This is a genomic window from Amycolatopsis sp. WAC 04169 (assembly GCF_003947535.1).
Lineage (GTDB): Bacteria > Actinomycetota > Actinomycetes > Mycobacteriales > Pseudonocardiaceae > Amycolatopsis > Amycolatopsis keratiniphila.
The window spans coordinates 1-22,775 of record NZ_QHJI01000002.1 but is presented as its reverse complement, the minus strand read 5'-3'; the positions used below and the strand labels follow the sequence as shown (position 1 = coordinate 22,775).

The 22,775-nt window shown below is 68.8% G+C and carries 23 protein-coding genes; 9 read left to right on the top strand and 14 right to left on the bottom strand.

All coding sequences use genetic code 11. The features are described 5' to 3' along the window. The first annotated feature begins 52 nt into the window (after nt 1-52). Nucleotides 53-730, top strand: a complete 678-nt coding sequence (locus DMC61_RS04965) for a DNA alkylation repair protein (RefSeq protein ID WP_125687197.1) — start codon at nt 53-55, stop codon at nt 728-730. A 17-nt stretch (nt 731-747) separates the two neighbouring features. Here DMC61_RS04965 and DMC61_RS04960 read toward each other — a convergent pair whose 3' ends face one another. Continuing rightward, the gene (locus DMC61_RS04960; RefSeq protein WP_125687195.1) at nt 748-1,131 is read right to left on the bottom strand and encodes a nuclear transport factor 2 family protein; all 384 of its coding nucleotides are present in this window, start codon (nt 1,129-1,131) and stop codon (nt 748-750) included. A 124-nt stretch (nt 1,132-1,255) separates the two neighbouring features. On the opposite strand from DMC61_RS04960, the gene DMC61_RS04955 reads away from it, so the two are divergent. Both DMC61_RS04955 and DMC61_RS04950 read left to right on the top strand, forming a co-directional pair. Further along, the gene (locus tag DMC61_RS04955; RefSeq protein ID WP_125687193.1) at nt 1,256-1,804 is read left to right on the top strand and encodes a PadR family transcriptional regulator; all 549 of its coding nucleotides are present in this window, start codon (nt 1,256-1,258) and stop codon (nt 1,802-1,804) included. A 5-nt stretch (nt 1,805-1,809) separates the two neighbouring features. Further along, on the top strand, nt 1,810-2,232 hold the full coding sequence (locus DMC61_RS04950) for a VOC family protein (RefSeq protein ID WP_125687191.1): 423 nt from the start codon (nt 1,810-1,812) through the stop codon (nt 2,230-2,232). A 6-nt stretch (nt 2,233-2,238) separates the two neighbouring features. On the opposite strand, the gene DMC61_RS04945 is transcribed toward DMC61_RS04950, so the two are convergent. Then, entirely contained in the window at nt 2,239-4,080 is a 1,842-nt protein-coding gene (locus tag DMC61_RS04945; protein WP_233594701.1) for a glycoside hydrolase family 5 protein, read from the bottom strand. A 61-nt stretch (nt 4,081-4,141) separates the two neighbouring features. Between DMC61_RS04945 and DMC61_RS04940 the strand changes: the two genes are divergently transcribed. The 3 genes from DMC61_RS04940 (at nt 4,142) to DMC61_RS04930 (ending at nt 6,174) form a co-directional block, all read left to right on the top strand. After that, nucleotides 4,142-4,690 (top strand): cysteine hydrolase family protein, encoded by a 549-nt coding sequence (locus DMC61_RS04940; protein ID WP_016333567.1) that lies wholly within the window; start codon nt 4,142-4,144, stop codon nt 4,688-4,690. Nucleotides 4,691-4,753: 63 nt separating this feature from the next. After that, entirely contained in the window at nt 4,754-5,740 is a 987-nt protein-coding gene (locus DMC61_RS04935) for an aldo/keto reductase (protein ID WP_125687187.1), read from the top strand. Further along, nucleotides 5,740-6,174: a VOC family protein gene (locus DMC61_RS04930; protein WP_125687185.1), complete on the top strand. Its 435-nt coding sequence runs from the start codon at nt 5,740-5,742 to the stop codon at nt 6,172-6,174. The genes DMC61_RS04935 and DMC61_RS04930 overlap by 1 nt, the downstream gene beginning before the upstream one ends. Nucleotides 6,175-6,176: 2 nt before the next feature. Here DMC61_RS04930 and DMC61_RS04925 read toward each other — a convergent pair whose 3' ends face one another. The 6 genes from DMC61_RS04925 to DMC61_RS04900 all read right to left on the bottom strand — a co-directional run bounded on the left by DMC61_RS04925 (nt 6,177) and on the right by DMC61_RS04900 (nt 11,467). Then, on the bottom strand, nt 6,177-6,758 hold the full coding sequence (locus DMC61_RS04925; RefSeq protein ID WP_125687183.1) for a hypothetical protein: 582 nt from the start codon (nt 6,756-6,758) through the stop codon (nt 6,177-6,179). A 264-nt stretch (nt 6,759-7,022) separates the two neighbouring features. Next, nucleotides 7,023-9,332 (bottom strand): PQQ-dependent sugar dehydrogenase, encoded by a 2,310-nt coding sequence (locus tag DMC61_RS04920; protein ID WP_199749900.1) that lies wholly within the window; start codon nt 9,330-9,332, stop codon nt 7,023-7,025. 114 nt (nt 9,333-9,446) lie between these two features. After that, complete coding sequence (locus tag DMC61_RS04915; RefSeq protein WP_125687181.1) at nt 9,447-9,869, bottom strand: YkvA family protein; 423 nt, start codon at nt 9,867-9,869, stop codon at nt 9,447-9,449. After that, nucleotides 9,866-10,423 (bottom strand): Chromate resistance protein ChrB, encoded by a 558-nt coding sequence (locus DMC61_RS04910; RefSeq protein ID WP_125687179.1) that lies wholly within the window; start codon nt 10,421-10,423, stop codon nt 9,866-9,868. Before DMC61_RS04910 ends, DMC61_RS04915 begins: the two co-directional genes overlap by 4 nt. 105 nt (nt 10,424-10,528) lie before the next feature. Beyond that, nucleotides 10,529-10,954: a hypothetical protein gene (locus DMC61_RS04905; RefSeq protein WP_233594700.1), complete on the bottom strand. Its 426-nt coding sequence runs from the start codon at nt 10,952-10,954 to the stop codon at nt 10,529-10,531. 75 nt (nt 10,955-11,029) lie between these two features. Beyond that, nucleotides 11,030-11,467, bottom strand: a complete 438-nt coding sequence (locus tag DMC61_RS04900; RefSeq protein WP_125687177.1) for a PPOX class F420-dependent oxidoreductase — start codon at nt 11,465-11,467, stop codon at nt 11,030-11,032. Between the two features lie 177 nt (nt 11,468-11,644). On the opposite strand from DMC61_RS04900, the gene DMC61_RS04895 reads away from it, so the two are divergent. Beyond that, entirely contained in the window at nt 11,645-12,424 is a 780-nt protein-coding gene (locus DMC61_RS04895; protein ID WP_125687175.1) for an endonuclease I family protein, read from the top strand. Here DMC61_RS04895 and DMC61_RS04890 read toward each other — a convergent pair. After that, complete coding sequence (locus tag DMC61_RS04890; protein ID WP_125687173.1) at nt 12,421-12,912, bottom strand: GNAT family N-acetyltransferase; 492 nt, start codon at nt 12,910-12,912, stop codon at nt 12,421-12,423. The genes DMC61_RS04895 and DMC61_RS04890 overlap by 4 nt on opposite strands. A 13-nt stretch (nt 12,913-12,925) precedes the next feature. Beyond that, complete coding sequence (locus DMC61_RS04885; RefSeq protein ID WP_125687171.1) at nt 12,926-13,729, bottom strand: dienelactone hydrolase family protein; 804 nt, start codon at nt 13,727-13,729, stop codon at nt 12,926-12,928. 72 nt (nt 13,730-13,801) lie between these two features. On the opposite strand from DMC61_RS04885, the gene DMC61_RS04880 reads away from it, so the two are divergent. Further along, the gene (locus tag DMC61_RS04880; protein ID WP_125687169.1) at nt 13,802-14,770 is read left to right on the top strand and encodes a GlxA family transcriptional regulator; all 969 of its coding nucleotides are present in this window, start codon (nt 13,802-13,804) and stop codon (nt 14,768-14,770) included. A 220-nt stretch (nt 14,771-14,990) separates the two neighbouring features. Then, nucleotides 14,991-16,760 (top strand): hypothetical protein, encoded by a 1,770-nt coding sequence (locus tag DMC61_RS04875; protein WP_125687167.1) that lies wholly within the window; start codon nt 14,991-14,993, stop codon nt 16,758-16,760. A gap of 44 nt (nt 16,761-16,804) precedes the next feature. On the opposite strand, the gene DMC61_RS04870 is transcribed toward DMC61_RS04875, so the two are convergent. The 4 genes from DMC61_RS04870 to DMC61_RS04855 all read right to left on the bottom strand — a co-directional run bounded on the left by DMC61_RS04870 (nt 16,805) and on the right by DMC61_RS04855 (nt 22,472). Next, nucleotides 16,805-18,745: an NPCBM/NEW2 domain-containing protein gene (locus DMC61_RS04870; protein WP_125687165.1), complete on the bottom strand. Its 1,941-nt coding sequence runs from the start codon at nt 18,743-18,745 to the stop codon at nt 16,805-16,807. 77 nt (nt 18,746-18,822) lie between these two features. Continuing rightward, the gene (locus tag DMC61_RS04865; protein WP_125687163.1) at nt 18,823-20,463 is read right to left on the bottom strand and encodes a DHA2 family efflux MFS transporter permease subunit; all 1,641 of its coding nucleotides are present in this window, start codon (nt 20,461-20,463) and stop codon (nt 18,823-18,825) included. After that, entirely contained in the window at nt 20,463-21,053 is a 591-nt protein-coding gene (locus tag DMC61_RS04860; protein ID WP_125687161.1) for a PadR family transcriptional regulator, read from the bottom strand. Before DMC61_RS04860 ends, DMC61_RS04865 begins: the two co-directional genes overlap by 1 nt. Before the next feature lie 90 nt (nt 21,054-21,143). Further along, a complete protein-coding gene (locus tag DMC61_RS04855) occupies nt 21,144-22,472 on the bottom strand; it encodes an MFS transporter (protein WP_125687159.1) in 1,329 nt (442 codons plus the stop codon). Between the last annotated feature and the right edge of the window lie 303 nt (nt 22,473-22,775).

The window sequence follows — 22,775 nt, the reverse complement described above, 5'->3', positions numbered from 1 at the left end:
GGTGGAGGGGCCAAGGGGCTCCTCCACCCGGCACGCCTCGTAGGCTGCACAGGTGACCGGGACGACGACGGCCGAGGTGCTGGCCGAACTGGCCGCGCTCGAGGATCCGCGCGCACGCGAGGTGAACGAGAAGCACGGCGACGACCACGGGGTGAACCTCGGCAAGCTGCGTGCGCTCGCCAAACGGCTGAAAACCAAGCAGGACCTCGCGCTGGAACTCTGGGCGACGGACGACACCGCCGCGAAACTGCTCGCGCTCCTCATCTGCCGCCCCAAGGCGTTCGGGCGCGACGATCTGGACCGCATGGTGCGCGAGGCACGCACCCCGAAGGTGCACGACTGGCTCGTGAACTACGTGGTCAAGAAGAGCCCGCATGCCGAAGAGCTGCGTCTGGCGTGGTTCGCCGATGCGGATCCCGTCGTCGCGAGCGCCGGCTGGGCGCTGACCACCGAACGCGTGGCGAAGAAGCCCGAGGGCCTCGACCTCGGCGGGCTGCTCGACGTCATCGAGGCGAAGATGAAGACCGCGCCGGATCGGCTGCAGTGGGCGATGAACCACTGCCTGGCGCAGATCGGCATCGAGCACGCGGAGCACCGGGCCAGGGCGATCGGCATCGGGGAACGGCTGGAAGTGCTCAAGGACTATCCGACCCCGCCGAACTGCACGTCGCCGTTCGCGCCCGTCTGGATCGCGGAGATGGTGCGGCGGCAGGACCCCGCGCGTTCGTGAGTGGTGACCCGGGCCGTTCAGCCGAGCGCGTCCGCCTTGATGGCCTCGAACTGGGCGCCCATGCGCCCCGCGAGCGCCTCGGCCGCCCGCAACGGCCGGACCATCACCTTGAAGTCGGTGATCTTGCCGTCGGCGTCGAACGTCAGCAGGTCGCAGCCGTTGATCTGGAGCCCGTCGACGGTCGCTTCGAACTCGTACACGTGGTGCGCGCCGTCCTGGATCTCGCGCACGTAGCGGAAGTCCTCGAACACCCGCAGGACCCCGCGCAGGATCGCAGCCGTGATCGCCTTCCCCTGGTAGGGCTTGAACGCCACCGGGCTGGTGAAGACCACGTCGTCGGCGAGCAACGCCTCGATCGCGGCGGCGTCCTTCGCTTCGACTGCTTCACGGAACGTGGGCATGGCGATCTCCTCATAGTCAACTTGTTGAGTAGATGCCGCCGAGCGTAGGTGATCACCGTGCCGCTGTCCATCAAAGTGACTAATCAACTTTGCGACTAGTCCGCGCGGTGCCTATCATCGCGCCATGGCGCTGCGGAACGCGATCCTCGCGACGCTCCTGGACGGCGAGTCCTCGGGCTACGACCTGGCGAAGAGCTTCAACGCGTCGGTCGCCAACTTCTGGACCGCGACACCGCAGCAGCTCTACCGCGAGCTGGACAAGATGGAATCGCAGGGCCTGGTGGCTGCCCGGGTGGTCGAGCAGGAACGGCGTCCCAACAAACGGCTCTTCTCCTTGACCGACGCCGGCGCGGCCGAACTCGCCGACTTCACCACGCGGGCGCCGAAGCCGACCGCGATCCGTGACGAGCTGCTGGTGCAGGTCCAGGCGGTCGAAGCGGGCGACGCCGAGGAGGTCCGGCGCGCCGTCGCGGACAGGATGGCCGTCGCCGAAACGAAGCTCAAGCGGTTCGAGCGCCTGCGGGAGCGGTTGCTCGGCGACTCCGCCGAGGCGGAGTTCCTCGCCACCGCGCCCCGCGTCGGGCCGTATCTGACCCTGGCTCGTGGGATCATGTTCGAACAGGAGAACATTCGCTGGTGCGAGCAGGTTCTCGCGGTGCTCGAACAGAGGTGAACGGCTTGGTTGAGCGGAAAAAGGGTCCGAAGTTCCGTCAGGTGGTGCTGGACGGCACCGACGTCCGCGTGCTGGCGGAGTTCTACCGGCGTCTGCTGGTCTGGGACTACCGGCCGGGCGACGAAGCGCCCCCGCCCGGCGCCGAGGACAAGGACTGGCTGGTGCTGCGGAACCCGGACGGCGGGGCGCAACTCGCCTTCCAGCAGGTCGATCGGCTGGAAGAGGCGAGCTGGCCGGATCCGGAACCCGTGCCCCAGCAACTGCACCTGGACCTGACCGTGGATTCGGTCGAGGAACTCGACGAACAGCATGCCCGCGTCCTCGAACTCGGCGGGCGGCTCCGGTACGACCGCAGCGACGACCCCGAAGAACCGTTGCGCGTCTACGCGGATCCGGCGGGGCATCCGTTCTGTGTCTTCGTCGCCTGAACGCGCTCAGACACGGCAGAGCAACGCGTCCGGAGTGCGATTCGAGCCGACACGGCCGGTGTACGCGACACCGGCGACGTATTCGCCCGGGGCGCATTGCCCCTTGTAGTGGCCCGAGGCGAAGTCGCCGCCGGGATTCCCGGACGGCCGGTTGTCGCCGCGGTCGAACCAGACCGTCCGTCCGGTGCGGCCCAGCGGGGTGGCGGACCGGCCGCACAGGAGGGCGGAGAACGCCGCGCCGGTGACGCTGTGGCCGACGGCGGCGTGCCCTGGCGGGCATTGCACCTTGGTGTAGCCGGACGCCCAATCTGTGTCCACATAGGACTCGTCGCGGACCACGGCGTAGCCCGTCGGCGCGGTGAGCGTTCCGGTGCAGAGGCCCCGGTTCCCGGTGTGGGCGAGGCCGCTGAGGCGCTGGCCGTCGGGGCAGGCACCCTTGCGGGCGCCCGGATTCCAGTCCGCCATGGCACGAACTCCTCGCGAGGCCTGGAAATCGGCGTAGTCGAGGTTCAGCATCGACCACCGGTCGGCGTCCGGGATCCGGCCGGAGCGGGACGGCGCGTCCACCAGCCGCCGCCACGCCGGGCCGCGCCAGTCCGTACCGTCGAGCACGTCGACGCGCCTGCCACCGGTGTCCCACGAGAGCAACGACCACCCGTTGCCCGTGCCGCCTTCGTGGAAACCGACCGCGGGCCAGTAGGCGAAATCGGTGTCGGTCTCGGCGAGGTAGCCGACGAAGTTCTCGAACCAGGCGCGGCTCGCCGCGTCGGTGGTGTGACGGCCTTCGCCGAACTCGCTGATCCAGAGCGGCGCGGTGTAGTGCTTGCCGGTCTCCGCCGAGACGAAGAACGCTTGCCGGTGAAGGACATCGCGTAACTGCTGGGGTGAGAGGTCACGGTAGCGCGGATCGTGGGTCTCGCCGGTGCCGGTCGCCCCGGAATGGTTCGGACCGGTGTAGCCGTAGAAATGCGCGGCGTAGACCAGTTTCCCTGAGTCCACGAGCGTATGCGAGAGCGTGCGAGCCGGCTCCAGTGTCGGCCTGCCGTGGGGAAGGCCGTCGACGGGTACGCCGGTCCAGTTGATGCCCTCGACGATGAGCAGCAGATCGGGATTGGCCTCGGTCTGGATGCGGTCGGCCACCCGCTGGCTCGCGCGTTGCCAGTCCGTGCCGTTTCCCCAGCCCCAGTTGGGATCGTCGAAGACGTCGCGGCGGACCTCGTTGTACAGGTCGGCGCCGACGACGCGCTTGTTCGCGGCGTAGCGGCGGGCCATGAACAGCCAGTCGTCCTGCCAGCGCTGCTCGGTCTGCGCGGTGTTCCAGCGCTCGTTGCCGTCGAGACCGCAACACCAGCGGGAGGTCGTGGTGTGGTTGTTGAGGATCACCGCGAATCCGCGTGCGGTCAGCCTCGCGACGACGCGATCGTAGACCTGCAACGGGGTCAAGCCGCGCAGTTCCGGATTCGCCGGGAGGTCGGGAACCGGCCTGGTGTCGTGGATCATCGCGTTGGAGAAAGGTAGCCGGACACTGTTCAGGCCCAGCTCCGCGAGCCCGTCGATGACGGTGTCGATCGACGCCCGGTCCAGCCCGAGCGGGGTCTGGTAGGCGATCTCGCCGGCGTGGTGTGCGGCCGGATCGTTCACGTCGCCCGAACCGGTCCAGGTCCCGCTCGCGCCGTGCCAGTTGGCGGCCTTCAGCTTGAACCGGTCGCCCGCCGCGTCGACGATGTAGCGGCCGCGCGTGCTGAGCGGCGCCACCCAGCCCGACGGATCCGCCGCGGCGACGGCGGGCTGGGGAATCACGATTCCGGCGGTCACCAGGACGGCGAGCAGCACACTCTTGATCCTCACCCGCCGGAGGCTAGCCATTCGCGTGGCCGGTTGTATACGGACGATCGGGTAGCTTGCCCGCATGACCACCGCGTTGATCATCGGTGACCTGCAACGAGGCATCACGGGCAACTACCCGTTCACCGGAACAGTCCTGCCGCCGATCAAGAGTCTGCTGCCGCGTGCGCGGGCGGCCGGTGCGCTCGTCGTGTTCGTCCACTTCGCACTCCGCGGCAACGGGGCCGACCTGCCCGCCGGGAACGCCTTGTTCAAGTCGTTCCACGAAGCGGGGGACACCTTCCACGAGGGATCGGCCGGGACCGAGATCGATCTGCCGGTCGCCGACGAGGACGTGGTCGTGCTGAAGCGCCGTGCGAGCGCGTTCGCCGGCACCGATCTCGATCTGGTGCTCCGTGCCCGTGGCGTCGACACCGTGGCGATCGCCGGGGTCGCGACCAGCGCGATGGTGGCCGCGACGGCCTACGACGCGGCGGATCGCGGCTACCACGTGACCGTGTTGCGCGACGGTTGCGCCGACGGCGATCAGGCGATGCACGACTTCTTCGTGGACGCGGTCTTCCCGAGCCGCGGGTTCGGGGTCGTGACGTGCGCGGACTGGCCCGGCGAATAAATCGCGCGAGCGAAGCGCCCGGATGTGGCACGGTGATCGGCGAGCCGATCGAGGGGGCCACGGATGGAGACGAAGCGACTCGGGCGTACCGACGTCGAGGTGACGAGGCTGGGTTTCGGGGGTGGACCGCTCGGGGGCTTGTTCGCGCCCTTGGACGACGACACCGCGGCGGGGGCGCTGGCCGCGGCCTGGGACGGCGGGATCCGGTATTACGACACGTCACCGCATTACGGGATCGGGCATTCCGAGCGCCGCATCGGCGAGTTCCTGCGCTCGCGGCCGCGTGATTCCTACGTCCTGTCGACGAAGGTCGGCCGTCTGCTGATTCCCCAGGACCCGGACGGGAAGCTGGATCCGGCCGGTTTCCACGTCCCCGCCGCGCACCGCCGGGTCCGTGACTTCACCCGTGACGGGATCCGGCGCAGCGTCGAGGATTCACTGGAGCGGATGGGCCTGGACCGGATCGACGTGCTGTATCTCCACGACGCCGAGGAGTACTTCGAAGACGCGCTGCGCGACGGCTATCCGGCCCTCGCGGAGCTGCGGTCGGAAGGGATCGTCGGCGCGATCGGCGCCGGCATGTACGACACGGCCATGCTGACCACTTTGGTCAGGGAGGCCGATGTCGACGTGGTCATGCAGTCCGGCCGTCACACCCTGCTCGACCACAGCGCGCTCGACACCTTCCTTCCGGCGTGCGAGGAACGCGGTGTCTCGGTGATCGCGGCGTCGATCTTCAACTCCGGGCTGCTCGCCGTGCCGCGGCCGGCCGAGGACGCGTACTTCGACTACGCGGCCGCCACACCGGAAGTCGTCGAGCGGGCGAACCGGATCGCCGACGTGTGCGAAGCGCACGGCGTGACGCTTCCCCAGGCGGCCATGGCCTTCCCGCTCCAGCATCCGGCCGTCGCAGGCATCGCGGTCGGGATGCGGACCGCCGAAGAGGCACGAAGCAACTTGGCATCCTTCGATGTGAAGGTGCCCGCACAGGTCTGGGCCGATCTGCAGGCCGCGGGCTTGATCCGTCCGGCAGCGATTAGGGTGGTCTGATGGTCTCGGTCAAACAGGTACAGGTCACGTTCGATTGCGCGAAACCCGAGCGTCTCGCCCGATTCTGGTGCGAGATCCTGGGCTACGTCGTGCCCTCGCCGCCGGAGGGGTTCGACACCTGGGACGACTACAACCGCACGTTGCCGCCCGAGAAGCAGGACGCCTCCTTTGTCTGCAGCGACCCCACCGGAGTGGGACCGCGGCTGTACTTCCAGCGCGTTCCCGAAGGCAAGGTCGTCAAGAACCGGGTGCATCTCTGCGTGCGGGCGGGCACCGGTCTCGTCGGTGACGAGCGCCTCGCCGCGCTCCAGGCCGAATCCGACCGATTGACGGCGCTCGGAGCGTCGCAGCAGCGTATCCTGCTCGCCGACGAGGAGAACGAGTCGTGCATCGTGATGCAGGACATCGAGGGCAACGAGTTCTGCCTCGACTGACCTCAGGCGGCGGTGCGAATGCTGAACGTCGTGATGCAGAAACCGCCGTCCGCCTTGCGATCCGAGATCACGATGCCCTTCGCCGACCGTCCTTTGGCGACTCCGGCGACGTCGGCGAGGACGAACCTGGACGTCCCGTTGACCGAGGTCACCTGAACACGTGACCCGAGCGGGATCAGGGAATCGATCTTGTCGTCCATGAACCTCTTCTGCGCGTCGCAGGCCAGCGCGATGGCTCCCGGCTTGTCGCTCCCGGCGATCTTGGCGAGGAAGTCCACGACCACCTGAACGCCCTGCTCCGGCGGCGGGACCGGCCGCCGGGTGGTGGTGATCCGCGGACGGCTGACCCTGGTGCTGCTCGGGCTTTCCGTGGTGCTCGTGGGCGAGGAGGTCGTCGTCGAGCTGGAGGTGGGGACTGGCAACGACAGCCCGGGTCCCTTGCTGAGCAGGAAACCGGGCGCGGCGAAGCCGGTGATGCAGAAGGCGACCAGTGCGATCACCGCGATCAGGATCCCGATGGCGACACCGGGCTTGACGGTCGCGGGGCGGGGGTTCTGCTGCTCGGGCAGGCCTGGATAGGTCATCGGAGTCACCTTCCGTGCGGGATCTGGATGCGCGATCCGACGGGGCCTCTCCGGTGGGGGTTCCGATCCTTTCGGGGATCTTACGGCTTCGCGAAAGTGGGCTGGAGTGCTCCATTATGGACGGTTTCGGCGAGTGCCGTGCGTGGTGCTTCGGCATGGTCGAGTGTGGAGGATTTGGGACGTTCAATGTCCCGAATCCTCCACACTCGCCGACATCGGCAGCAGGAGACCCCGATCGCCACTCACGACCGGCTCCCGCGACGCTCAGCAGGGGTTCAACAGCCAGCACAGCCGGTAGTTCGCCTGATAGGTCGTGGACGTACCAGGCGCGATGATGTTCTGCGTCCGCGCGCCGCCGTGCGCCCAGCCGGTGAAGGCGTACTTCAGGTTGAGCGGGGGCAGCTTCTGCGGGCTGTCCGCGCTGATCGAGTTGGTGGATCCCGCGATCACCGTCCGGGAGAACGGCGTGCGCTGCTGCGTGCCGCCGACGGTGAGCGTCGCCTGGCTGGGGTTGGAGGCGAAGTTCAGCGACACCGTCTTCGGCTGGAGGTCGACGGTCTTGCTGCCGGTCCGGCCGGTCGAGTCGGTCGCGGTAAGGTTCAGCTGCAGGTACGACGGGTAGTCGTGGTCCGGCGCGACGAACGAGCCGGACGCGACGCCGGGGAAGTCCTGGACGTTGTGCGTATGGCAGGTGCCGTTGGTCGCGCAGTGCCGGATCGCGAGCCGCCACGTCAGCGCCGACGCCGGAAGCTGCCCGTCCTGGGCGTCGACCGCGCGGCCGGAGAATGACACGGTCTGGCCGACCGACCAGGTCAGCGAGGCCGCCGGGCTGTCGATGACCGGCACCGGGTCGAGGCCTTCCGGGTTCCCGACGGTCACGCGCACCGTCGTGGTCGCGCTCGCGCCGTGGGAGTCCGTCACCCGCAGCCCGGCGTCGACGGCGGCGGCCGCGGTGTAGGTCCAGGTGGGGTCGGCGGCCGACGAGTCGTCGTACGCGCCGTCGGCGTCGAGGTCCCAGGCGTAGGACAGGGTGTCGCCGGCGTCCGGGTCGGTGGACGCGGTGCCGTCGAAGCGCACCGTCAGCGGCGCCGGCCCGCTCGACGGGGTCGCCGTGGCCACCGCGGTGGGCGGCCGGTTGGTGCCGCCGGGATGGCTGACACGACGGAGCTCACCGCTGCCGAGCGCGACGTAGAAGAGGTCGCCGCCCGGTCCGGTGAGCACCTGCACCGGGATGTTGACACCGGTCACGAAGGGCACGAGACGGCTCGCGTCCGGCTGGCCGTTCACGGTCTGCATCGCCCAGATGCAGCCGCGGGAGGAGTCGGAGAAGAACAGCGCGCCGGAATACTCGGCGGGGTAGTTGCTGCCGGATTCGAACGCGATGCCGCTGATCGAGGAGCCGCCCGTGGGGCACGGATCGCTCGCGACCACCTTGGCGCGGTGGTTGTAGGCGTAGTACGGCGCGGAGTGCCCACCGGAGGAGTACAGGGATTCGCACCGGTCGAGGTTCGCGCCGTCGTAACCGGCCTGCCTCGCGCTGCCTTCGTAACAGGGCCAGCCGAAGTTCTCGGCGACGGCGTCACCGACGTCGGCGATGCGGTTGATCTCCTCCCAGGTGTCCCAGCCCACGTCGCCCGCCCAGAGCTCGCCGGTACCCGGACGGAAGCCGAACCGGAACTGGTTCCGCGCGCCGTAGGCGATCACGCGCCGGGCGTTGGCGTCGGCGCTGCTCGCGAAGGGGTTGCCAGGGACGCCTTCGCCGGTGTCCGGGTCGATGCGCAGCACCGTGCCGTTGAGCAGGACCGGTTGCCCGGTGGCGCGTCGCGGCGACTGCGAACGCAGCGCGCCGCCTTCGGCCGCCGGCGGCGCGAGGTTCGTCCCGGCGGGGGAGGGCGGGTCGGCGCAGGGGTTCCCGGCCTGGCCGTAGTCGGCGAAGGTGAAGCTGGCGCCGTCGCCGCCACCCGCGTACAGGGCGCCGTCCGGGCCGAAGGCGAGTGCGCCGACCGAGTGACTGGGGAACTGCTGGCACCAGCCCGTGACCAGCGGTTTCTCGCTCACGGCCGTGCCTGCTGAACCCATCGTCAGCTGGGAGACGCGGCCGGTCACGACGCAACCCTTGTCGGTGGCGCCCGGCGGGGTCGGGCAGGTGTCACCCCAGCGGGGCGCGGTGCCGCCGGGTTCCGCGTCGAGGGTGTACGAGACGTAGACGTACGGCCTGGCGGGGAAGGCGGGGTCGACGGCGAGCCCGAGCAGGCCGCGGTCCCAGAAGTCCTGTGTCTGCGTCCGGAGGTCGGCGAACACCGTCGCCGTCTGGTCGGCGAGCGAGTCGAACACCTTGACCAGGCCGCTCTTCTCGGCGATGAACACCCGGCCGTCCGGCGCGAAAGCGGTGGCCGTCGGCGAGCTGAGCCCGCCGATCGCCACCGTGTCGGTGAAACCGGTGGGCACGGCGGCTTCGGCGGGTGCCACGGTGACGAGCCCGACCGCCAGCGCGCCGACGAGCGGGCCGACGACACCCACCGCCAGCGCGCGCCGTGATCTTCGGGGGAACGGGAAACGACGGGAATTCAGCACGCGAATCCTCCTGCGGCGGGGACCGGACAGAACAAGACAGCTCTCCGGTATGCCGTGGGAAGACCGAAAGTTGTTACGCCTCTGACAGAAATGCGCACAACTCGCTAAACGGGATCAGGTTGTGGCGGTGGGAAAACCGGTCAGGCGGGCGAGTGCGTCGAAACCGTCGTCGGTACCGGGCCAGTGCGCGCGGACGGCGTCTAGCCCGGCGCGGCGGACGACGCCACGCAGTACGAGGACGACGATGATGGCGTCGTCGGCATAACCCAGGACGGGGATGAAATCGGGGACGAGATCGATGGGCAGGGCGAGGTAGGCCAGCAGCAACGCGAGCCTGATCCGAACGCCGCGGGGCAGCGTCTTGTCCGCGGCCAGGCGGCGGATGAGCCGCAGCACGTCGGGCAGCAGCCGCAACGCTTCCCGGAGCAGCCCGCCACGGGGCCGGGCGAGCACGAGCGCCACGACGAGCACGAGCCAGGCCAGGAGCAGCGCACCCGCGAGGCCGAGCAGCAGATCCCACCAGAACGACCCGGTCATCGCGGCTCGGGCGCTTCCGCGCGCAGGGCGGCTTCCTCGAAGGCGGCGAGTTCGGCCGCGGCCAGTTCGACGGCGTCGCGAGCCTCCTGGCCGAGCGGCGCGGCGAAATAGTCGCGAGCGGCGATCTTGGCCAGCCAACTACGGAACCGGTTCAAGTCGGCTTCGGACTCTTCGACTTCCGCGTAGGTGGCGTTGCCGCGGACCTGCTCGTCCGCGAGTTCCCGCCGAAGCTCGGGCAGTCGCTCGAGGACTTCGGCGTACTCGGCGTCCCGGGCCTCGTTCAGTTCGGCGATCACCGCCCGCTCCTCGGCCGGGTCGGTGAACGCCATCGGCAGTGCACGCGCCGTCCCGCCCTGGTGCCGGACCCGGTCGAGCAGACGGCGGATCTCGCGCACCACCTCCGCCCGCGCGGGCAGCAGGCACACCGATTGCTGCAGGTAAAGCGCGCCGAGGGAGCGGAGTTTGCGCCAGACCTGGACGCGCAGCGAGTCCGGGCCGCCGGCGGTGGACACGCTGATCACCAGCCAGCCCTGTTCGCGAGATTCGTCGGTCACAAGTCGATGTTACGCCTGTAACATAACCCCAGGACGTCAGCGGTAGGCGCGCAGGAACACGTCCACCCCGTCGGCGAGGATCTCGAGGATGATCCTGTCGCGTAGTCAGCGTGGCATCAACGTCGGTGCCGCCGGGAGCGAGTCGCGGTCGACGGAAAAGACGGTGAGGAAGTAGTTCGCCGTAGCGCAGTTGACGTTCTCGCCGCCGGTGAGCTTCGCGGTCGGCGTGTCGCGCTCGATGGTCAGTTCGGCGCCGTCCTCGGCGCAACCGGGCATGACGAAGGCGAAAGCGCGCCGATCGGCCGTCGGTGCGAACGACAAGGCGGCACGGACCTCGTCCCGGTTCGAGGTCTTGGCGCGTTCCAGGGCGCGCTGGAACTCCTGGCCGGCGGGCGTCCCCAGTTCCGCGGACTTCGGGCCGGCCGGGAGAGGGGCCGAGCCGAGCTCGACGAAGGCCTCCAGCCTCGCCTGACCCGCGCCCGCGCCGCATCCGGCCAGGACCAGGAGGAGGCACACTGCGATCCATCTCATGTGGCGAAGACGTAGTGGGTGGGTCATTCGGTTGCGTCGTCTTGGTATCTGGCAAGTATCCACAAAGGACCCACCTCAGCCGGGACCGAGGCGCCCACGCCGGAAAGGCTCGACGCCGACGACATGACGGACACGGGTCGGCTCGACCAGAATCTTCACCCGTCGCTCCCCGGGAATCCGCCATTCGAACCGGTCGGTGCCGACGTATTTCTTCGCCAGCCGGTCCATACAGCGATCCGCCTCGTCGCCTTCGACGAACTCGACGGCCCGGCCGTGGATCACCACGCGGTCGTAGGGATCGGTCGTGTCCAGGCACGACAACGACACACGGGGATCGCGGCGCAGGTTCTCCTCCTTCACCCGCCCGATGGCGGTGTTGAACACGATGAAGTCGCCTTCGACGTCGATCCACATGGGGGAGACCTGCGGGGAACCGTCCAGGTTCACCGTGGCCAGATGCCAGAAGTTCGGTGCCACGATCCAGTCGCGGATCTGCTCGCTCAACCCGGCCACACGGCCCTCCAGTGAGTCACGATCAGGACGACGATTGTCGCGTGACCGGCCGTGGATGTCACCGTTGGCTATTGACAGGCATGACAGTATTTTTCCAACTAGATCACTAGTGCGTTGCCGGGTCGTGGTCGAGCGGACGACGACCCGCGCCGGCGCCTCTGGGGAGAGGAACTGTGCATGCAGCCAGCCCGCCGTATCCCGTTCGTCCTCGCGCTCGGCGCCGCGGCGGGGCTCGCGTTCGCGCCGCCGGCGCTCGCGGGGCCGGTGTCCGGTGACGACTACTACCAGGACGCGCTGGGCAAGACCGGCCCCGAACTCAAGGCCGCGTTGCAGAAGATCATCAGTACCAACACCAAACTGACCTACGAACAGGTGTGGGACGGGATCAGGGCCACCGACGAGGATCCGGCCAACAAGGCGAACGTCGTGCTGCTCTACAGCGGTCGTTCGCAGGCGAAGACCGCCAACGGCGGGGGAGTGGACGACTGGAACCGGGAGCACGTCTGGGCCAAGTCGCACGGTGACTTCGGCACGGCCGTCGGGCCGGGGACCGACCTGCACCACCTGCGCGCGGAGGACGCGTCGGTCAACAGCACCCGGGGGAACAAGGATTTCGACGCCGGTGGCTCTCCGGTCGAGGAAGCGCCCGGAAGCCTCACCGATGACGACTCCTTCGAGCCGCGCGACGCGGTCAAGGGCGATGTGGCCCGCATGATCCTCTACATGGCCGTCCGCTACGACGGCACCGACGGTTTCCCCGATCTCGAACCCAATGACGCCGTCGACAACGGCTCCAAACCCAACATCGGCAGGCTCTCGGTGCTGCTGACCTGGAACACCCAGGACCCGCCCGACGCCACTGAGCAGCGCCGCAACCAGGTCATCTACGACCAGTTCCAGCACAACCGCAACCCGTTCATCGACCACCCGGAATGGGCCGCCTCCATCTACGGCTAGGGCGTGAGCTTCCGGACGAAGCACACCCGATCCTGGCCGGGCCCGTCGTAGTCGCCGTGCACGGGAAGTCCGTCGATCACCCGGTCGCCGGTTTCGAGCGTGAACCCCATGGCGCGGTGGAAGGCGATGGAACCGGTGTTCGCCGGGGAGGTGATCGCGCGGACTTCCGTGCGGCCCGACTCGGCGGCGCGCTGGAAGAAGGTCGTGTACAGCCGGCGCGCCGTCCCCTGCCCGCGGAGTTCCGGGTCCACACCGACGAAGTGGATGTAGGCCTCGGTGTCGTTGTCGGGGGCGTGGAAGCCGACGAGAAACGCCCTGATACCGGTTTCGTCCTCCAGGACCAGGCTCGTACTGGAGAAGAACTGGAGGAACAGCTTGGGCAGCAGCAGGGAGAGTTCGCGGGCTTCGGCGGGAGTGCGCGAGTCGCCCCACCACCGCTGGACACGGTCGACGATCGCACTGTGGTCGGAGACGTCGGCTCGGCGCATGTCGTTCTCCTTTCTACAGGCGCTCGGTGAGGAACGCGAGGATCTCGTCCCTGGCCCGCAGCGTCGGATGGCCTTCGGCGTCGACGAGGTGGGCGGTCACGACGCTGTGCGGAGTGCCGACCACGTCACGGAAGAACGGTGGCGGATCGGTGTTCGCGGCGGTGTCCGGCAGGACCCGCCCGTCGAAGGCATCACCGAGTAACGCCTGGTAAGCGGCGAACCGCTGTCCGGTGCACCAGCGGTCGCCCTCGAAGCGGTAGGCGAGCACCTTCAGGCCGTCGCGCGAGATCCGGTCCCGCAGCGCGGCCGCGTCTTCGTCGTCGAGTTCGAGCCCGCCCGGGTCGTCCAGCGGCAGGGACGGGTGGTTGACCACGGGGGCGATCACGGCGGGTTCGAGTGCCATCGTGAGCGCGAAGTTGCCGGTGAAGCACAGACCGATCGCGCCGACTCCGGGACCGCCGCATTCCATGTGGGCGATCCGGGCGAGCCCCCGCAGCCACCGTGTGACGGGGCTGGTGCCGCCTCCGGCGAACGCCCGGAATTCGGCGCTGACGCAGGCTCGGCGGACCACTTCCTCACCTGCCTCGGCGGTGGGATAGGCGCCGTCGACCCCGAAGAGCGAGGGGACGTAGACGGTGAACCCGGCGTCGCGCACCCACCGCGCGAACCGGAGGACGTCGGGACTGATGCCGGGCATTTCCGGCATCAGCACCACGCCGGGGCCGGAACCCGCGACGTGAACCGTCTTCGTCACGCCGTCCACCTCCAGCGAGCGGTGGGAAAAATCGGCGATCGCATCGTCGGAATGTTCGCGCATGGCAGCAGCCTCGACCAGCGTGGCCGCCGGCGGAATGGGCCGGATCGCCGGATATCGGGGTAATCTCGCCACGTGTTGCGAGTCGGTGTCCTGGCGTACCCGGGCTGCTTCGCGTCCGAAGTCTTCGGTGTTCCCGACCTGCTCACCATGGCCACGTATGTCGCCGGGCCGGACCAGGCCGGGTACGAGGTCTCCGTCGTCTCGCCCCGCCGCCGGGTCGTCGCGTCGGGCGGTGTCACGTTGACCGTCTCGGCGCTGCGCGAGGTCGACGTCCTCGTCGTGCCGGGATTCGAGTACGTGCCTGGCCAGGACATCGGCGCGAAACTGGCGAACCTCGCGGGGGAGATCGAGGCGATCCACTCCCACGCCGCCGCGGGCAACGTCGTCGTGTCCATCTGTGTCGGCGCATTCCTGCTCGCCGAGGCCGGACTGCTCGACCATCGCCGCGCCACCACCTCGTGGCTCTTCGCGGACGAGCTGGCTCGACGTCGTCCTGAAGCCCTGGTCCAGCCTGAACATCTCGTCGTCACCGACAGGGGAGTGACGACGACGGCGGCCTTCAGCGCCATGTACGACTTCGCGCTCGGACTGATCCGGGAACACAGCGGCGACGGGGTGGCACGGACGACGGCACGGGTGGCGCTGGTCGACGACGCGCGGTCCTCGCAGCAGCCTTACGTCGACGCAAGGCTGCTTCCAAAGCCGGGCAACGGGTTCGCCCGCCCGGTCATGCGCTGGCTCGACCAGAACCTGGCCGCCCGATACGACCTCGCCGCCCTGGCCGACCGGTTCAACGTCAGCACCCGGACGATGTTGCGGCGCTTCGCGGCGGAAGCCGGGCAGAGCCCGCTCGAATACCTGCATTCCTCCCGGGTCCGGCGCGCCCGCCACCTCCTGGAGACGACGGACCGTACGGTCGCCGGGATCGGTGCCGCCGTCGGCTACCGGGACCCGGGGACGTTCGCCGCTCTTTTCGCGAAGCACACGGGACGGCGGCCCAGGGACTACCGAGCCACCTTCCGGCGTGACGCGGTTCGGTGATTTTCCCATTATCCGTCGACGTCCGACCGAAATGAATTCACGGGTTCCTTCTTCCGGAAGCGAAGATCGTTTTTCCGTGCTGTAGTATCCCCGTCCGGGGTGATGATCTTCGGGTGCGGCTTCTGCCGGCCGGATCATCTGTTGAGTAACGATGGGGTTTCTCGGGTAATCGGCGTGCTGCCGCCGAATTATCGAACCGGGACAATTGGGGGTATTTCGAGTGAACAGTGTGAAACTGGCCGGCCCGCCGACGGTGGCGGAGCCCGGCCACGACGGAAACCGGCGGAGACCCGGTGGTGCGGCGTCCTCACGCCGGAGTTTCCCGTCGTTCGCGGGAGCATTCGCCGCGGTCGTCGTCGGTACGGTGTTGATCGCCGTCCACGCGAGTTTCTACGGAAACTGGATGATCGACGACGCGGCGATCACTTTTGCGTATTCCCGGAACCTCGCCGACGGTTTCGGGTCGGTGCTGCAGCCGGGAGTGGAACCGGTCGAGGGCTTCTCGAACCCGGTCTGGATGGTGCTGCTGGCACTCGGCAAACTGCTCGGCCTGTTCGACAGCGGCACGATCTTCGGCATCCCCGACTACGTCCTGTTCCCCAAGGGGCTGGCGCTGCTCTGCTGCGCGGCAATCCTCGCGCTGGTGTACGTCGCGGCGAAGCGCGTGACATCGCGGCCCGCCCTGGTCACGCTGATCGCCGGCGCGGCGCTCGCGGCCAACCCCTCGTTCGTCATCTGGTGTTTCTCCGGCCTGGAGAACTCCGTCTACGCGCTCACGGCCACCGCGCTCGCCGTGGTCGTCCTGTGCGGCGTCGACTCCGGCACGCTGCTGACCGCGAAGATCGCCGTGCCCGCTGGAGCGCTCGCCGCCCTCGCCGGGCTGAGCCGCCCGGACGGGGTCATCTACGCGGCCGCGTTCCCGATCGTCGTCGCGCTGTTCACCCGCCGCGGCGGTGTGCCCGCCGCCATCCGCGCGGTACTGCTGTCGGCGGCCGGGTTCGTCGTTCCCTTCGGTGGCTACCTGCTCTTCCGCTGGATCGAGTACGGGCGCCTGCTGCCCAACACCGCGGTCGCCAAGGCGCAGCCGCTCCCGGCTATCGGCGACATCGCCAAGGCCGGGACGGTCCTCCAGTACGCGGGCTGGTTGCTGGTCGCGGTGGCGGTCGTCTGTCTCGCGCTGGTGATGCAGAAGCCGTCCAAGCTCCGCGCGGCGATGGTCGCGCTGCTGGTCCCGTTCGCCTTGTCGGTGATCGCCTTCTGTGTCCTGCAGGCCGACTGGATGGGGCAGCTCCGGTTCGCCACCCCGATCTGGGCGCTCGGCACGCTCGGCGGCACGATCGTGATCGTCGAAACCCTGCGCCGGGCCCGAATCCGCGGTCGTGTCCTGCTGGCGATCACGCTCGTCATCGCGGCGGCGTCGTCGGTCAACGGCTTCTACACGCAGGGCAAGAACTACCGTGACACCCCGAAAACGCCGTTCTGCAGCGTCGTCGAGCGCGACGCCAGGGTGACCAACGGTGTGGCGGATCTGTTGAGGCTGCCCGATTCCGCGAAGGTCGGCGTGATCGATCTCGGCGGGATGGCACTGGTCAGCAGGCTCCAGGTGATCGACCTCGCCGGTCTCGCCGACCGCGTCATCGCCGACTTCCTCCGCACCGCCGATTTCGCCGGAGAGCGCCGCTACGTCTTCGACGAGGCCAGGCCGGAGCTGATTTCGCTCATCGGCACGTGGGACACCACGCTCGGCTTCGCGCAGGACCCGCGGTTCGAGCAGGAGTACGAGGTGCTCTACCGCAGCCCGCGTGGGCCGGCGGCGTTCGGTGACGTCGGGGTCTGGGTGCGCAAGGATCTCGTGCGGGATCCCGCGCTGCTCGCCGAGGCGCGGAAGTACGTCACCACCGAGACGGAGAAGGTCGTCGCGGTCAACGCGGTCGCGCATCTGCGGTCCTGCGGTGACATTCTGCGTCCGGGGCAGACACCCGGGTCGTGAGTGGCGTTTCGGGTTAGCACCCGAAACGCCACTCACGACTGCGGTCAGCAGCTGATGTACGGCATCACCCAGTCACCCCAGTCATCGGCGGAACCGTCGCCGGCGTCGTCCACGGCGAGCGCGAGCACCTGCACGCCCGTCAGCGGCACGACCAGACGCTGCGCGGCGTCCCCGTGCCGCATGTTCCCCGTGGCCTCCAGTTCGACGCCGTCCCCGAGCACCCGGAACCCGAGGGTCCCGTTCGGGCCGCGGTCGTCGATCCCCACGGTCGCGGTGAACTGCTTGCACTTGCCGCCGAGGTAGTACCGCACGACCGACGGCGCGTGCGCGCCCAGCCCGCCGCGCGTTTCGACCTTGCCGTTGATCGTGAACGGGTGGCCGTTGTCGACGCTGTCCCGCTCGACCGGGCCGAGGCCGTTCTCCGTGGAAATCCACGGTTGGGTGCTCAGCAATCCGTTGCTGTACGGCGGATTCGGCGCGAGCATGAGCGGTGACTCGGCCGACGCGGTCGCGGTCCGCGGGCCCTGCGCGGTCGTGTACGTCACCGTGGCCGGCATCTTGAACGGCTCGGTGGCGGTCGAAACCGGGCGCAGCGTCACAGCGGTTTCCCAGGTGGCACCTGGTTCGACGGTCCCGGTGGTCGCTTCGGCGGGGCCCTCGAACTGCCACTGCGCCGGTGCGGTCACACGCAGGTGGGCTCCGGTGACCGGGGCCGAGCCGGAGTTGGTGAACTTGACCGTGGTGGTCACCGGCTGGGACGGCGGCACGGAGTCGGGCAGGTCGACGGTCAGTGATGTCCGCGGTGCGGCGGCCACGTTCGTCGGCCACACCCGCAGCACGGTGGCCGCGTGCCGCCCGACGGTGCCGCCGAGCGCGCCGGTCGTCACGGTCTCGTCGCCCGTCCACAGGTCGCGCACGCGATAGCCGGACGAGGCCGGGAGTCCGGCGTCGGTGACGGAGGTGGTGATCGGTGCCGCCAGTTCGCCGCGGTTGAACAGCACCAGGACGGCCGAGCCGTCGGACATCGGTTTCGTCCACACCTCGGTCCAGCCGGTGTCGCGGACCTTGCGCCCGGCGACACCCGCCCAGTCCTGCTGGACGGCGATGATGTCGCGGTTGCTCATCTCGGCGGCCGGGAGCGTGGTGTCGGCCGTCAGCGCCATGTCGGCGACCAGCGGCGCGTTGAGCACCGCCCACAGCCCGAGTTTGGCCTGGCGCTCGGCGGTGTCGAGGTAGCTGAAGGTGAACGGGCCCGGCATGTTCCAGCCGCCCGGGCCCTTGTAGCCGTCGAGCCCGTACTGCTTGTCGAGACTGTTCGCCGAGTAGCCGAAGTTGTTGGTCGAGTTCTTGTAGGTGCGCCAGACCTGTGCGCCCGCCGCCCGCGCCCACAGCCACGGCTTCTGCTCGCGGTCGTAGTCGTCGATTTCGAGGGTGATCGGACGGCCGGTGCGCTTGAGCGCGTCCGCCATCTTCTTCACCCGCGCGGGAGCGTCACCGTTGACGCTGTAACAAGTGTCGTAGCGCAGGTAATCCGCTCCCCAGTCGGCGAAGGTCCGGGCGTCGAGGTCTTCGTGATCGAGCGAGCCCGCCGCCTGGCGGCTGCAGGTCGTCGCCCCCGTACCGCTGTAGAATCCGATCTTGAGCCCGCGCGAGTGCACGTAGTCCACCAGCGCCGGGATGCCCGACGGGAAACCGGCGCGGGCGGTGAGCTTGCCGTCGGCGTCGCGCTGGGCCGCCTGCCAGCAGTCGCCGAGCATGACGTATTCGTATCCGGCGTCACGCAGCCCCGAGCTGACCAGCTGGTCCGCCGCGGCCTTCACGGCGTTCTCGCCCCATTGGTAGACGCAGTAGGGATCCCCGGTCGCCCAGGTGATCCCCAGCGGGGGTCTCTCGCCGGGAACCGGATCGGGCGGCGTATCGGCCGCCGCGGGGACGGCCGTCGCGAGCAGGAAAAGGGCGCAGAGAAGTACGAAGAGTCGTCGCATTGTTCCCCTCCGGAAAAACAGACAAGACTCCCAGCATCGTCGCGCCTCGCGAGCCTGGTCAAGAGGGGTTTTTTGCCCTACCGCGCCGGGGTGGAGAGCTGTTCCGCCGTGCTGTCCGGTGCGGCCGGAGCCGGTGGCCGCCTGCGCTTGGCCAGCAGTGCGCAGATCGCGCCGAGGAGTACCGCGGCGATCGGCAGGACCATCGCGCCGTGCATGGCCGCGACGTAACCGCCGGAGAACACCTCGTTCGCCGCCGCCGAGATCCGCTGGGCGACCGCCGGGGTGGTCCCGCTCGGGACCGGCACCGCGGTGCCCGCCTGCAGTTCGGCGAAGTCCAGGCCGCTGCCGGTGGCCCGCCGCACGCCGTCGACGAATTCCCCGCGCACCTCGGGAGGCAGCGCCGCGGCCACCGACTCGGCACGCGTCACCAGGTTGCCGACGAGCTGGTTCTGCAGCAGCACACCGAAACCGGCGGTGCCGAGCACCGCACCGATCTGCCGCGTCGCGTTCAGCACGCCGGCCGCCGAGCCCGCCATCATCGGCTGCACGTCGTACATCGCCACGGTGGTCAGCGGTGCGAACGTCGCGCCGAGCCCCAGGCCCATCACGATCATCGCGGGCAGCAGTGTCCACACCGTACTGTCCACAGTGGACGTGAGAGAGAAGATCAGCAGGCCGATGCCGAACAGCAGCAGGCCGGTGACGACGATCGGCTTGCCGCCCACCTTGTCGCTGAGCCTGCCCGCGTACGGGCCGAGCACCACGGAGATCGCCGACATCGGCAGGCTGATCATGCCCGCGGCCAGCGCCGAGAAGCCCAGCACGGACTGCGCGTAGAGCTGGAAGCCGATCGCCATGCTCATGATGCCGACCGACAACCCGATGGCACCGGCGTTCATCAGGCTGAAGTTGCGGTCGGTCAGCAGCGCGAACGGCACCATGGGCGCGCGCGTGCCGGGCCTGCGCTGGGTGAAGCCGAACGCGACCAGCAGCGCCACGCCGAGCACCAGCAGCAGTGGGATGCTCACGAACGACCAGATCGTGCCCCAGTTGTAGCGTTGCCCTTCCTGCAGGCCGAACGCCAGGCAGGACAGGCCGAGGATCACCAGCACCGCGCCGGGCACGTCGAAGCGGCCGGTCCTCGGCGGCTTGGCGCCCGCCGGGATGATCATCGGCGCGAACACGAGGATCAGGATGCCCGGCGGCACGTTGATGGTGAAGATCCAGCGCCAGTCGAGCGCACCGACGAGGAAGCCGCCCAGCGGCGGCCCGGTGATGGTGGCGACGCCGGCCACCGCGCCCCAGACGCCCAGCGCGGTTCCGCGTCGCTCCGGCGGGAAGACGCTCATGATGATCGACATCGTCTGCGGGATCAGCAAAGCGGCGCCGAGGCCCTGCAGCGTGCGGGCCGCGATGAGCTGGCCGGGGCCCTGCGCCAGCGCGCACAGCAGGGACGCCAGCGTGAACACCGCGACCCCGGCGAGATAGACACCGCGTTTGCCGAACAGGTCGCCGAGCCTGCCGCCGGCGATCAGGAAGACCGCCAGCACCAGGACGTAGGAGTTGCTGACCCAGAGCACCTCGTTGTAGGAGGTGCCCAGCCGCTCGACGATGTTCGGGATCGCGACGCCGACGACCGTCGTGTCGAGCAGGGTCATGAAGAACCCGAGGCAGAGGGCCACCAGTACGGCCCAGGGATTCCCCCGCAGCTTGCTCATCAGTCCGCTTTCTCTTCGGTCGCTCGTTCGCCGGGCTGCCAGTCCAGGCGTCCCTCGTGGATGTCCTCGACGATCGCGCGCGTCAGGTCCAGATCGGCGCGCAGATGTGCTTGCAGGTGCCGGAGTTCGACGATGTCGATCGCCGCCACGCCCCGTTTGACGAGCGCGTCGCTCCCGGCCGTCGCGGACGCCAGCGACGCCTCCAGGAGTACGGCCCGATGCTCCAGTTGCGTGACCGCGTCCTCCTTGGGGAGCAACGACATGAACGCGAGTGCGGCGCAGTAGGTCGGGTACTCCGGCTGGAGCGTGGAAAGCAGTTCCCGCAGCCGTTCGAGGGCGACCTCGCGCCCTTCATCGGTGATCGCGTAAACCGTCCGCTCCGGGCGCTTGCCCTCCCGGGTGGTCTCGACCGTTTCGATCAACGCGGCCTTCGTGAGCACGTCGAACGTGTGATAGAGCGCGCCGTGGGTGACCTTGATCAAGTGGTCGAGCCCTTGTTCCCGCAGGCGCTGCCGGACTTCGTAGGGGTGTTGTGGTTGCTGGCTGAGCAGTCGCAGCACGGCCAGCCCGAGGATGGTGAGGGTTCGCATGAGCACGTCTCCGATCGAGTCCGATCAGTATAGTCTAAACAGACTAGTTTGATCAGACGGGTCATCGGCGACCGCGGAAAGAGCCTCGATTCAGGCATCTTTCGATCGCGTCATGACCGGAACGGCGCCGCCGCGAGGTCCGTCCATTTCCGCGGCGCCGGACGGGACCAGCCGGAACAAGGCCATCGCGCTGACCATGCTGACGCCGCAGATCGCGGCCAGGTACCAGGTGATGCCGGTCGTCGAGCCGGTGGCGTTGAGCACCGCGGTGGCGATCATCGGGGCGAGCCCGCCGCCGAGGATCGCGCCGCCCTGCAACAGCAGCGACATACCGGAGAACCGGACGTTGACCGGGAAGGTGTCCGCGATGATCGCGCCCTGTACGCAGTGGGTGATCGGGACGACCAGGCCCATGCCCGCCAGCGCGAGCATCGCGAGCGCGGTGTTGCCGGTGTTCAGCAACGGGAAGAAGGCGAGGCACCACAGCAGCAGCGCGGCCGAGCCGGCGACGAACATGGTGCGCCTGCCGTGGCGGTCGGCGATCCGGGTCCAGATCGGGATGGTGGCGAACCACAGTGCCGCCGATCCGGTCACCGAGAGGATCAGGAACTGCCGGTCGTAATGGAGGTTTTGGGTCCCATAGGACAGCGTGAAGACCATGAACACGTAGGCGACCGCCGAGTTCGCCACGCCCACCAGCAGGGTCAGCGCGAGCCTGCCGAAGCCGACCTTGAACGCCGCGCCGAGCGGGAAGCGGACCACCTTGTCGTCCTGGGCCGCCCGGGTGAACGACGGCGATTCGGTGATCCGCAGCCGGATCATCAGGCCGATCGCGACCAGCACGAAGCTCAGGAGGAACGGGATCCGCCAGCCCCAGGCGGCGAACGCGTCGGCGGGCATCACCGCGCTGCTGCCGAGGAACAGCAGATTCGCCAGCACGAGCCCGGCCGGTGTGCCCATCTGCGGGAACCCGGCGTACCGGTTCCGCTGGCCGGCGGGCGCGTGTTCCATCGACATCAGCGTGGCTCCCGCGCCTTCGCCGCCGAGCCCGATGCCCTGCACGATCCGCATCGCGACCAGCAGGATCGGCGCCCAGATGCCGATCGCCTGGTAGTTCGGGATCAACCCGATCAGCGTGGAGCCGACGCCCATCAGCATCAGCGAGACCACCAGCGTGGACTTGCGGCCGATCCGGTCGCCGAAGTGGCCGAACACCAGACCGCCGAGCGGGCGGGCGATGAAGCCGACGGCGAAGGTGCTGAAGGCGGCGAGGGTGCCGACGGCGGGGCTGAGCGAGGGGAAGAACTGCTTGTTGAAGATCAGCGCGGACGCGGTGCCGTAGAGGAAGAAGTCGTACCACTCCAGGGTGGTTCCGGCGAGGGTGGCGGCGGCGATCTTGCGGGGCGCGGGTGCGTTCATCTGCGATAACCCAATCGAGTCGGGCGTCAGCCGAGCGCGGCTGCTGGCGATTGCGCAGAAGCCTGACACCGTGAGGCATAGGCCACAAATGCCGAATCGACGGTCTGTCATGCCCGTTTAGGCATAGCTGGCGAGCGCGGCATTCGGAGGGGTGCCCCTGTGAGGCCGAGGTGTTGCGAAAGAAGCTTCTATGTCAAGTCTGCTTTGAGTGCTTGGTAGATGGTGTTGGTGAGGTGTCGTTTGAGTGCTCGGAGTGCGGCTTTGGTGGTGGCGTGGGGGTGGTTTGTGGTCCAGGTGTCGCGG

Coding starts and splice junctions, on each gene's coding strand:
- DMC61_RS04960 (WP_125687195.1), bottom strand. CDS start 1,131: ATGCCCACGTTCCGTGAAGCAGTCGAAGCGAAGGACGCCGCCGCGATC.
- DMC61_RS04955 (WP_125687193.1), top strand. CDS start 1,256: ATGGCGCTGCGGAACGCGATCCTCGCGACGCTCCTGGACGGCGAGTCC.
- DMC61_RS04940 (WP_016333567.1), top strand. CDS start 4,142: ATGACCACCGCGTTGATCATCGGTGACCTGCAACGAGGCATCACGGGC.
- DMC61_RS04935 (WP_125687187.1), top strand. CDS start 4,754: ATGGAGACGAAGCGACTCGGGCGTACCGACGTCGAGGTGACGAGGCTG.
- DMC61_RS04930 (WP_125687185.1), top strand. CDS start 5,740: ATGGTCTCGGTCAAACAGGTACAGGTCACGTTCGATTGCGCGAAACCC.
- DMC61_RS04925 (WP_125687183.1), bottom strand. CDS start 6,758: ATGACCTATCCAGGCCTGCCCGAGCAGCAGAACCCCCGCCCCGCGACC.
- DMC61_RS04915 (WP_125687181.1), bottom strand. CDS start 9,869: ATGACCGGGTCGTTCTGGTGGGATCTGCTGCTCGGCCTCGCGGGTGCG.
- DMC61_RS04905 (WP_233594700.1), bottom strand. CDS start 10,954: ATGAGATGGATCGCAGTGTGCCTCCTCCTGGTCCTGGCCGGATGCGGC.
- DMC61_RS04895 (WP_125687175.1), top strand. CDS start 11,645: ATGCAGCCAGCCCGCCGTATCCCGTTCGTCCTCGCGCTCGGCGCCGCG.
- DMC61_RS04890 (WP_125687173.1), bottom strand. CDS start 12,912: ATGCGCCGAGCCGACGTCTCCGACCACAGTGCGATCGTCGACCGTGTC.
- DMC61_RS04885 (WP_125687171.1), bottom strand. CDS start 13,729: ATGCGCGAACATTCCGACGATGCGATCGCCGATTTTTCCCACCGCTCG.
- DMC61_RS04870 (WP_125687165.1), bottom strand. CDS start 18,745: ATGCGACGACTCTTCGTACTTCTCTGCGCCCTTTTCCTGCTCGCGACG.
- DMC61_RS04865 (WP_125687163.1), bottom strand. CDS start 20,463: ATGAGCAAGCTGCGGGGGAATCCCTGGGCCGTACTGGTGGCCCTCTGC.
- DMC61_RS04860 (WP_125687161.1), bottom strand. CDS start 21,053: ATGCGAACCCTCACCATCCTCGGGCTGGCCGTGCTGCGACTGCTCAGC.
- DMC61_RS04855 (WP_125687159.1), bottom strand. CDS start 22,472: ATGAACGCACCCGCGCCCCGCAAGATCGCCGCCGCCACCCTCGCCGGA.